Origin of the sequence: Actinoplanes sp. NPDC023936, assembly GCF_040639325.1 — a bacterium.
GTDB lineage: Bacteria > Actinomycetota > Actinomycetes > Mycobacteriales > Micromonosporaceae > Actinoplanes.
The window spans coordinates 130,649-141,008 of record NZ_JBEZZR010000022.1 but is presented as its reverse complement, the minus strand read 5'-3'; the positions used below and the strand labels follow the sequence as shown (position 1 = coordinate 141,008).

The 10,360-nt window shown below is 72.0% G+C and carries 6 protein-coding genes; 3 read left to right on the top strand and 3 right to left on the bottom strand.

All coding sequences use genetic code 11. From position 1 onward, the window contains the following. Nucleotides 1-97: 97 nt before the first annotated feature. Complete coding sequence (locus AB0F72_RS26275; protein WP_360436103.1) at nucleotides 98-757, bottom strand: hypothetical protein; 660 nt, start codon at nucleotides 755-757, stop codon at nucleotides 98-100. Nucleotides 758-1,586: 829 nt separating this feature from the next. On the opposite strand from AB0F72_RS26275, the gene AB0F72_RS26270 reads away from it, so the two are divergent. From AB0F72_RS26270 to AB0F72_RS26260, 3 genes are all read left to right on the top strand, one after another. Further along, complete coding sequence (locus AB0F72_RS26270) at nucleotides 1,587-1,781, top strand: hypothetical protein (protein ID WP_360436101.1); 195 nt, start codon at nucleotides 1,587-1,589, stop codon at nucleotides 1,779-1,781. Between the two features lie 9 nt (nucleotides 1,782-1,790). Next, entirely contained in the window at nucleotides 1,791-2,387 is a 597-nt protein-coding gene (locus AB0F72_RS26265) for a YdeI/OmpD-associated family protein (RefSeq protein WP_360436099.1), read from the top strand. Between the two features lie 216 nt (nucleotides 2,388-2,603). Beyond that, nucleotides 2,604-3,785, top strand: coding sequence for an alanine--tRNA ligase-related protein (locus tag AB0F72_RS26260; protein ID WP_360436097.1), 1,182 nt, complete (start codon nucleotides 2,604-2,606; stop codon nucleotides 3,783-3,785). Here AB0F72_RS26260 and AB0F72_RS26255 read toward each other — a convergent pair. Both AB0F72_RS26255 and AB0F72_RS26250 read right to left on the bottom strand, forming a co-directional pair. After that, a complete protein-coding gene (locus AB0F72_RS26255; protein ID WP_360436096.1) occupies nucleotides 3,750-4,187 on the bottom strand; it encodes a hypothetical protein in 438 nt (145 codons plus the stop codon). The genes AB0F72_RS26260 and AB0F72_RS26255 overlap by 36 nt on opposite strands. A gap of 133 nt (nucleotides 4,188-4,320) precedes the next feature. Then, complete coding sequence (locus AB0F72_RS26250) at nucleotides 4,321-10,320, bottom strand: fibronectin type III domain-containing protein (RefSeq protein WP_360436094.1); 6,000 nt, start codon at nucleotides 10,318-10,320, stop codon at nucleotides 4,321-4,323. Between the last annotated feature and the right edge of the window lie 40 nt (nucleotides 10,321-10,360).

The following is a 10,360-nucleotide window of genomic DNA, read 5'->3' as shown; positions in this document are numbered from 1 at the left end:
ATCGACCGCCGAACCTACAAGGCCACCATCAGCCTCACGGTCCTCGCCGGACCAGCCTTGACGACCAGCCCGGATCCTTAACTACCCGGCATTGCCGCTAGCCGGGGATCTCGGCGAGCGTCCGCCAGAACAGCTCCTCGTTCTCGTGCAGCAGCCGCGCATGACGGCGGGCCTGGCCCAGGTCGCGGCCACTGTCGATCGCGGCCTGCGCGGCGACCACCGCCAGTTCCAGCGGCTCGGTCACCGGTTCGGCGAAGAAGTCCAGGAAGGCGCAGGCGTCGTCGCCGAACCCGTACCGTTCCCGCAGGCCGCGCGCCAGCTCAGCGCAGTAGCCGCCCCAGGCGGCGAAGTTCGAGACCAGAGCCAGTGCCACCGCCGCCGGCTCCGCGTTGAGCGCCAGCCAGGCGACAATTGACGGGTACGCCTGACAGCCCGCCCGTGGCTCATAGGACGCCAACGCCTCCCCGCCCATCCCGGCCGCCGCCGCCAGCGGGGGGATCATCGGCTGCACCAGCCCCTCCCCCTGCGCCAGCCCGGTGAAGAACCGCACCGCGGCGGGCTCCTCGGACCGGGCGGCCAGCAGCAGAAACGCCCGCTGGTCAGCCGGCACGATGATCCGCTCCTCGGCGGCGAGCGCGGCCACGGCAGCGAGCGGGGCCCGGCCTGTGGTGACAGCGGCTACCAGCGGATTGGGCCCGGCGCCGGCGGCGATGCCGGTCTGGATGTCGGTCAGTAGTGCTCGTGCGGTCTCACTCATGACGCCTCCCGTGGTCGCCGGCTCCACCGCATATTCGCACGCATGGATCAGTGGCGTGGGACGCTGAGCACCGCCCGGCGGATCCCCGGCCCGCGTGTGGAATTGAGGCGCGCAGCGCACCCAAAATCCACACGCTCAGCGGGTCCCCGGCCGGCGTGTGGAATTGAGGCGCGCAGCGCACCCAAAATCCACACGCTCAGCGGGTCCCCGGCCGGTGTGCGGCAGCCCGCACAGCCAGCCGGACCAGCCGGCACCACAGTTCCACCATCCACAAACCGAAGCGACCACCGTGCTACCAGCCTTGTAGCGTCAAAGCATGCTGTATGCGATGCCGGCGTTGGACTGGACGTCAGTGCGCTCGGCCGCGGCGATGGTCCCGAGGTGCGTCATCACCGCTGCGGGGCCAGCCGACAACCAGGACCGGACCGCCCGTCAGCACGAACCGTTGTCACCCAGCGTGCCGACAACCACGGTAAACCCCGCGCTGCGCGGAAACCCGCGGACGCCCCAGGCCCCACAGAATGACGAAAACCCCCAGCGCTCCACGGTCAGCGGCGACCGACCGTAATGCGCGGCCGGATCGGCGCACTACCGGGCGGCGGATATCAGCCAACAGGGTCAGCACTCAGCACCAACCGGCCCCCGCCGCTCCACGATCCACAACCGGGGCGGCCACCGCACACAAAAGTCCATGGCGTGCGCAAACCGGGGGCGGCCACCGCACACAAAGGTCCATGGCGTGCGCAAACCGGGGGCGGCCACCGCACACAAAAGTCCATGGCGTGCGCAAACCGGGGCGGCCACCGCACACGAACAGGCAACGCGTGCGATGACCGCCCGCCGTGAAGATCCACCGCGGCGTGAGCACCCCGCGCGCACCCTCACCCCGCACCACCACGCCACCGCTCGGGTCTACGCGCTGGCCGGCGTCGCCTCCGAGATCGCCGCAGCGGCCGCCGCCGCGGCCGCCGCGGCGGTGCGCGGTCCGAGCCGCGACCCCTACCGGCAGGACGTGAGCGACTAACCTGCCGTCATGGTGAAGGCGGAACTGGAAGAGCTGATCGTTGCGGACGCCGAGGCGCTGCGGGCCTGGCTGGCCGAGCATCACGCCACGTCCGCCGGTGTGTGGCTCGCGCTGACCAAGAAGGGCGGCACTGTCACCACGCTGACCTGGCAGCAGGCGGTCGACGAGGCGCTGTGCTGCGGCTGGATCGACGGGCAGGCCCGCCGCCGTGACGAGGAGAGCTCGTTGATCCGGCTGACGCCGCGCACGGCCCGCAGTTCCTGGTCGCAGCGGAACGTCTCGAATGTGGCCCGGCTGGAGGAGGAGGGCCGGATGCTGCCGGCCGGCCGCGCCGCGGTGGAGGCCGCGAAGGCGGACGGGCGGTGGGCGGCCGCCTACGCCCCGCCGTCGGAGGCCGAGGTGCCGGCCGACCTGCTGGCCGCGATCGCCGCGGACCCGGCCGCGCAGGCCATGCTCGACGTGCTCACCAAGGCGAACCGATTCGCCCTGATCCACCGCCTCAACGCGGTCAAGCGGGCGGAGACGCGGGAGCGGAAGATCGGCGAGTTCGTCGCGATGCTGGCCCGGCACGAGACGTTCTACCCGCAGAAGGCCAGGCCCAGTTAGGTACCGGCGGAAATTCGCTGGGCCTCGCGCTCACCGGACGGTACCGTCCCGGCATGGACGTCAGCATGCGATCGACGATCGCGACCGTGCGAGCTACCGGCTCGACGGTCGCCGCTGCCTGACCTCTCCTCCTCACGCCCGCGACCGGAGACGAACCGTTCTCTGTGTCGCCGCGCGGTTCCTTTCCGGTCGTTTTTGACCCGAAAGGACCTTATTATGTACGTCGATCAGACCGTCCGCACTTTTATCGACTTCTATCGCGATCGCGGTCACACACTGCTACCGGAGAGCACGCTGATCCCGCCGCCGGGCGATCCGGTGCTGTTCACCACGTCAGGCATGCACCCGCTCACCCCGTACCTGGAAGGTCGTCAGCATCCGCTGGGCCGGCGGCTGGTGAACCGGCAACGCTGCCTGCGCACCACCGACCTGGACGAGATCGGCGACGACACCCACCTCACCGTGTTCCAGATGCTCGGCTCGTGGTCGCTCGGCGACTATCCCGGCCCGCAGAGCCTGACCTGGGGATACGAACTGCTCCGCGACGGCTTCGGGATGGACCCGGGCCGGTTGCACGTCACGGTGTACACCACCGACACCGGATCGCTGCGCACGTGGGAGCGCCTGGGTGTGCCGGTCGAGCTCACCACCGACGAGAACTGGTGGTCCAACGGACCGACCGGCCCGTGCGGCCCGGACTCCGAGATCTTCGTCTGGACCGGCGAGGGGCCACCGCGCGGCACGCCCACCACCGACGACGGCTGGACCGAGGTGTGGAACCACGTGACGATGCGTTACGAACGCCTCGGCGACGGCAGCCTGCGCCCGCTGCCGACGGAGTCGATCGACACGGGCATGGGCCTGGAACGCATGCTCACCGTCCTGCAGAACCGCCGATCCGTCTTCGACACCGACGTGTTCGAGCCGTGGATGACCACGATCCCCGGCCTCTGGACGCTCGGCGACAGCGACCTGCGCATCGTCGTCGACCACCTGCGCTCCACGATCGTGATGATCGGCGACGGCGTCGAACCGTCGAACACCTCCCGCGGCTACGTGCTGCGCCGCCTGGTCCGCCGGGTGCTCACCATCCTGTGGCGCACTGATCCGGAACGGACATTGGGCGACCTGCCGACCGGCCTGATCCGGCACACCCTCGACCGGTTCGAGCAGATCAAAACCCTTTCCCGGGTACGGGGAATCCTGCTCACCGAGGAGGTCAGGTTCCGCGGGCTGCTGCGCCGGGGCCGCCAGGTGCTGTCGCGCCGGCGCTCACCCGGCCCGCTGACCGACGACGACTACCGCCGCCTGCACGAGACGCACGGCGTGCCGCGGGAGCTGGTCGACCTGGTGCTCACCGGTTCAGACCTGATCGAGGAACGGCCGGACCTGCGCTGACGGCGTGAGCAGGGTGAGGGTGGAGCCGTCGGCGAAGTCGAGGCGCAGGCGGCCACCCTGCTCGGCGGCTCCGGTGAGCCGGTCCCGCCGGCATTCCCAGCGCACCCGCAGCGACGACGAGAGCACCCGTTTCGACAGCACCAGCAGGCGGCGGTCGGTGACCGCGAGGACCCGGGGCTCGCTCACCAGGCGGACGTGCTCGGCCAGACCGGCGGCGAGCTCCACCGGCGGGCGGTACGGCATGTCGCGCGGACGCGGCCGGTACCGCAACGGCGACAGCTCGGCGCGGGTGATCTCCATCGGCGCCTGGTCGTCAGCCCGGCTCACCCAGACGGCGGCGCGGAACAGCTCACCGGGCTGGAGCTGCGCACGCACCCGTTCCTCGTGCTGGCCGGTGCTCATGGCGGAACTCCACTCTCGCGATGCGGTCCGGTGACCTGACAGTCGACCACGGGATCGGATGCACGCCGCGAGCGGGCCTCGCCAATTGACGGCGATGATTCAGTGGGCGGGAACGGGCCGACGCCCCGCACGCCTATCCGTCGGTACGGCGTCGCCGGTAGTGGCCGAGCAGCACCGCGCTCACCCCGGTGGCAAGCAGGAGCCAGCCGGTGAGAGCGATGGCACTGACCGGTGTGCCGGTGGTGGGCAGGCCAGCCGCCGGTGTCGGTGACGTCGTCGCCGGTGTGGTCGGTGTGGTCGTCGGCGCGATGCTCGTCGGCGTGGTGCTCGTCGGCGTCGGGTCGGCGGTGATGGGCTCGGTCGCCGAGTCACCCTCCGTGGTGTGGGTGGTGACCGTGATGACGTAACTGACGCCGTTGGTGAGGCCGGTGATCGTGCAGGTGTCGGCGTCGGTGGTGGTGCAGCTCGCGGAGTCCGAGGCCGCGGCCACGGCGGCAGCAGCGGTCGCGGCCACGGCGGCAGCAGCGGTCGCGGTCGCGGCGGCAGCAGCGGTCGCGGTCGCGGCGGCGGCCGGGGCCGGCACTGCGGCGGTCTGGGCAGCGGCAGCGGCGGCCTGGGCGGCCGCGGTCTTGCCGGTGCTCGGCTTCTGGACGGTGGTCCTGGTGACGCAGGGCGTGGTGGCCGACGCGCACGGGGTGTTCGTGGCGGTCGCCGTCACCGTGTAACCGAGCACCGTGGCGCCGCCGCCCCGTTCGCCGGGTTGCCAGGCCACGGTGATGGCCTCGTTCGCGGGCGCCGCGTCGGTGATGACGGCGGGCTCCACCCCGGCCGCCGGGGCATCGCTCGGGGTGACCGGTGCGGAAGCGGCGCTGGCGGCCGAGGTGCCGCCCTTGGCCGTGGCGGTCACCGTGACCGTGTACGCGGTGCCGTTCGTCAACCCGTGGATCGTGCACACCGTGTCGCGGCTGCTGTTGCTGTTCACGCTGCAGGACTTGCCGCCGGGCGAGGCGGTGGCGATGTACCTGATCAGCGTGTCGCCGCCCGGGTCCACCGGTGTCCAGGACACGGTGATCGACTTGTCGCCGCGGGACACCGTCACGCCGGTCGGCGCCTGCGGTGTCGCGGACGCCGTCGGGGTGGGCGTCGGCGATGAGGTCGGTGTCGCGGACGGCGTGGGGGTGGGTGTCGGCGTGGGGGTGGGTGTCGGCGTGGGGGTGGGTGTCGGCGTGGGGGTGCGGCTCGGTGAGGGCGATGCGGTCGGGGTGGGAGACGCGGACGGGCTGACCGCCGGTGTCGGGCTCAGCGTCGCGCTCCCGGCCGGAGACGGAGAGGAGATCACCGAGGGAGAGACGGTCGCCGTCGAAGAAGAGACCACCGACGGGGAGGGCGTGGCGGACGACGCTTCGGACGGCAGCTCCGAGGGCAGCTCCGAGGGGGTTTCCGAGGGGGTCTCGGACGGCGTCCCGGACGGTTCTGCCGAGGGCGTTTCCGAGGAGACCGGCGCCGGGCTGGGCGTCTCCTGCGGCTGCGGCGGCGCCACCTCCACCGGCACCGACTGGTTCGCGGTGTCCCCGGTACCGAGCTGACCGCTGCCGCCCTGGCCCCAGCAATAGGTCCGGCCGTCGGTGGCGACCCCGCACGCGTGGCTGTAACCGGACGTGAGCCGGAAGATGAACACCCCGTCCGTCGGTGGGTTCACCTCGACCGGAGTCGAGTGCTCCGCGGTGTCCCCGTTGCCGAGCTGGCCGGCGGCGCCGGAACCCCAGCAGTAGACCGCGGCCATGTCCGCCAGCGCACAGGTGTGGCTGTAACCGGGGGCGATGTCGACGAAGATCATGCCGTCCGGCATGTCCACCGCCACCGGGCTCGACCGGTCCACGGTGTCGCCGTTGCCCAGCTGGGCGTTGCCGTTGAAGCCCCAGCAATAGGTCGTGGCGTCGTCGGCCAGCGCGCACGTGTGGCCGTAACCGGCGCCGAGCCGCAGGAACGTCACGCCGTCCGGGACGTCGACCGGCACCGGGCTGGAATGATCAGTGGTGTCCCTGTTGCCCAGCGCGCCCGCGGCCCCGTACCCCCAGCAGTAGGTTCTTGCGTCGTCGCCCCGCGCGCACGTGTGGTTGCCACCGGCGGTGATGTCGACGAAGGTGACCCCGTCCGGGGCATTCACCGCGACCGGGCTCGATTGGTTGTCGGTGCCGCCGTTGCCGAGCTGACCGAATTCACCGCGACCCCAGCAATAGGCCGTGCCGTCGCCGCTCAGCGCGCAGGTGTGATTGCCACCGGCCTCGAGATGGGAGAAATAGGTGCCGTCCGGCACGTCCACCACCGCCGGGCTCGGCCGGTCCGCGGTGTCGCCGGTGCCCAGCTGACCGTCGGCGCCGTAACCCCAGCAATAGGTGTTGCCGTCGCTGCCGAACGCACAGGTGTGGTATCCGCCGCCGGTCAGCGGACGGATTGTCACGCCGTCCGGCGCATTCACCGCCACCGGGCTCGACCGGTCGACGGTGTCACCGTTGCCGAGCTGACCGAATCCGTTCTGACCCCAGCAGTACGTCCGCCCGTCGATGCCGTTCCCACACGTCTGGTGAGCGCCGGCGGTGACATCGGTGAACGGGTTCAGGTCGATGTCCATCGGCGGCGGGCCGGTCGGGCTTTCCGACACCGACGGTGACGGAGCCGGAGTCGCCGACGGTTCCGCGGGCCACACCTCCACCGCTGCCGGCTGGTTCTCGGATCGGCCGTTGCCGAGCTGACCGTCGACGCCGTTACCCCAGCAGTACGCCTTCGCGCCGGCACCGATCCCGCACGTGTGGCTGGATCCGGAGGTGAGCTGGGTGAAGCCGGCCGGCGCGTTCACCAGGACCGGGCTCGGCTGCTCGGCCGGGTCGGCGTTGCCCAGCTGACCGGCGAAGTTGGTGCCCCAGCAATAGGCCCGGGTGTCGTCACCGAGCGCGCACGAATGGCCGAATCCCGGGGCGATTCCGGTGAACGTCACCCCGTCCGGAACGTCCACCCGCACCGGCGTCGCGCGGTCCACCATGGTGCCGTCGCCGACCTGACCGCTGCTGTTGAAGCCCCAGCAGTACGCGGTGGCGTCGGTGGCCAGCCCGCAGGTGACGGAATAGCCCGCCGTCACCGTGGTGAAAGCCGGGCCGTCGACGGCCACCGGAGTCGGCTGGTCAGCGGTCCCGCCGTTGCCGAGCGCGCCGTTCCCGCCGTACCCCCAGCAGTAGGTCGTGGTGTCGCTGCCGAGCCCGCAGGTGTGCATGCCACCCGCGGTGAGCTGGGTGAACGTCACCCCGTCCGGGGCGTCCACCAGAACCGGGGACGACTTCGTCAGCATGCTCCCGTCGCCCAGCTCGCCCGAGCTGTTCTGACCCCAGCAGTACGCCTTGTCGTCGCTGCCCAGCCCGCAGGTGTGCCCGCCGCCCGCGGTGAGCTGGGTGAACGTCACACCGGGCGGCGCCTGCACGGCCACCGGCGCCGGCTCGCCGCCGAACGCGTCGTTGCCGAGCTGACCGCCGAAGCCACTGCCCCAGCAGTACGCGGCGTCGTCGCTGCCCAGCGCACACGTGTGCGAGCCGCCGAGCGTCAACCGGCCGAGTGCCACGCCGTCCGGGGCGTGCACCGGAACCGGACTCGACCGGTCCGCGGTGTCGCCGTTGCCGAGCTGGCCGTACGTGTTCTGGCCCCAGCAGTGGACGCCGCCGTCGCTGGCGTGCCCGCAGGTGTGCAGGCCGCCAGCGGTGATGTCGGTCAGCGGCAGGCCGTCCGGCGGCCCGTCCGGGGACGGGCCCACGGTGGGTGTCGGCGACGGCGACGGCGAGGCCTGCCCCTGGCCGAACACCACCTCGACCGGCGTCAGCTGGTCCGCGGACGCGCCGTTGCCGAGTCGCCCGCCGGCGCCGTGACCCCAGCAGTACGCCTTCGCGTCGCCCCCGATCCCGCACGCATGGCTGTACCCGGACGTCACCCGCGTGAAGGTGACGGGTGCGGCCACCGCGCCCGGCGTGTCGTGCTGAGCCGTATCGCCGTTGCCGAGCCGGCCCTCGCTGCCGACGCCCCAGCAGTACGCCCTGGCGTCGTCGCCGAGAGCGCAGGTGTGGTGGGTTCCGAGAGAGGTGTCCGTGAACGTCACACCGTCCGGCACGGCCACCTCCACCGGAACCAGCCGGTCCACGGTGCTGCCGTCACCCACCTGGCCGCCGCCGTTGAAACCCCAGCAGTACTGTTTCCCGTCGGCGCCCCGCGCACAGGCGTGGGCGTCGCCGGCGCTCAGCGCGGTGAGAGCGGGGCCGTCCACGGCCACCGGAGCCGGTTGGTTCGTGGTGCCTCCGTTGCCCAGGGCGCCGGTCCTGCCGTACCCCCAGCAGTAGGTCGTGGTGTCGCTGCCGAGGCCGCAGGTGAAAATGCCGCCGGCGGCCAGCTGGGTGAACGTCACTCCGCCGGGCGTATCGACCTCCACCGGCAGCGACTGGTCCTCGGTGCCGCCGTTGCCCAGCTGGCCGAAATCGTTGCGGCCCCAGCAATAGGCCTTGTCGTCGTCGCCCAGCGCGCACGTGTGATGACCACCGGCCGTGACGGCGGTGAACCGCACCCCGAACGGCGCGGCCACCGCCACCGGTTCCGTCCGGTCCGCGGTGTCACCGTTACCGAGCCGGCCCGTGCTGCCGGAGCCCCAGCAATAGGCGTTGGTGTCGCTGCCGAGCGCACAGGTGTGCATGGCGCCGAGCGTCAGCCCGCTCAGGATCGTTCCGGGCGGGGCGTTCACCGCCGCCGGATTCGACCGGTCCGCGGTGTCGCCGACACCCAGCTGGCCGGACCCGTTCCAGCCCCAGCAATAGGCGCGCCCGGCGGCGGTGCGCCCGCAGGTGTGATCGCCGCCGGCGGTGATCTCGGTCAGCGGCGACACGGCCGGCATCGGCGGGGTTCCGAGCAGCACCAGCGAGGGGGTCAGCCGGTTCTCTGACGCGCCGGTGCCGAGCTGGCCGTCGACGCCGGCGCCCCAGCAGTAGGCCCGAAGATCGGTGCCGGCGCCGCAGGTGTGGTGATACCCGGAGACGAGCGCGGTGAACGCCACGTGCACCGGCGCCGGAGTCACCTGCCGCGCGGTGTCGTCGTTGCCCAGCTGGCCGCTGACACCGGAACCCCAGCAGTACGTCTTCGCGTCGTCGGCGACCGCACACGTGTGGCTGTGACCGGGGGCGACCTCGGTGAACGCCACGCCGTCCGGGAGATCCACCTCCACCGGGGCCGGCCGGCCGGTGGTGCTGCCGTCGCCCAGCTGACCGCTGCCGCCGGAACCCCAGCAGTACGTCTTCGCGTCGTCGCCCACGCCGCACACGTGGGCGTAACCGGACGTGACAGTGGTCAGCACCGGGCCGTCCACCGCTACCGGAGCCGGCTGGTCCGCGGTGCTCCCGTTGCCCAGGGCGCCGGTGCCGCCGTACCCCCAGCAGTAGGTCGTGGTGTCGCTGCCGACGCCGCAGGTGTGCATGCCACCCGCGGTGAGCTGGGTGAACGTCACCCCGTCGGGCGCGTCGACCGGCACGGGACGGTACTGGTTCGCGGTGCCGCCGTCGCCCAGCTGACCGAATTCGCCACGCCCCCAGCAGTACGCCGTACCGTCGCCGGTCAATCCGCACGTGTGGTGCTCACCGGCGGTGAGCTCGGTGAACGTCACCCCGAACGGCGCGGCCACCGCCGCCGGGACCAGCTCCTCGCCGGCGCCACCGGTCCCCAGCTGGCCGTCGTCGCCCTTGCCCCAGCAGTAGGCGTTGGCGTCGCCGGCGATCGCGCACGTGTGCGATCCCCCGGCGGCCAGAACGCCCAGGGTCAGGCCGCCCGGAGCGTCCACCGCCACCGGGACCAGGCGATCGTCGGTGTCGCCGGCGCCCAGCTGGCCGGAGCTGTTCCTGCCCCAGCAGTACGCCTGGGCGTCGTCACCCACTCCGCACGTGTGGAAGCCACCGGCGACCATCTGCGCGATCCGGGTGATCGGGGTCTGCGCCGTGGCCAGGTCGGCGGTCACCGCGGCGAGCATCCCCGCCAGCAGTGTCGTCACCACGAGCAGTGTCGTCACCAGGAGCGGCGTCGCCGCCGCACCGGCCCGGGGCGGAATCCTTCTCGGCACGTAGCCGACCGCATCATGGCCCCGCCCGGCGCTTCACCGT

What these genes read in the sequence shown, in the direction of transcription:
- AB0F72_RS26255 (WP_360436096.1), bottom strand. Translation starts at nt 4,187, where the DNA reads ATGAGCACCGGCCAGCACGAGGAACGGGTGCGTGCGCAGCTCCAGCCC.
- AB0F72_RS26270 (WP_360436101.1), top strand. Translation starts at nt 1,587, where the DNA reads ATGACCGCCCGCCGTGAAGATCCACCGCGGCGTGAGCACCCCGCGCGC.
- AB0F72_RS26275 (WP_360436103.1), bottom strand. Translation starts at nt 757, where the DNA reads ATGAGTGAGACCGCACGAGCACTACTGACCGACATCCAGACCGGCATC.
- AB0F72_RS26265 (WP_360436099.1), top strand. Translation starts at nt 1,791, where the DNA reads ATGGTGAAGGCGGAACTGGAAGAGCTGATCGTTGCGGACGCCGAGGCG.
- AB0F72_RS26260 (WP_360436097.1), top strand. Translation starts at nt 2,604, where the DNA reads ATGTACGTCGATCAGACCGTCCGCACTTTTATCGACTTCTATCGCGAT.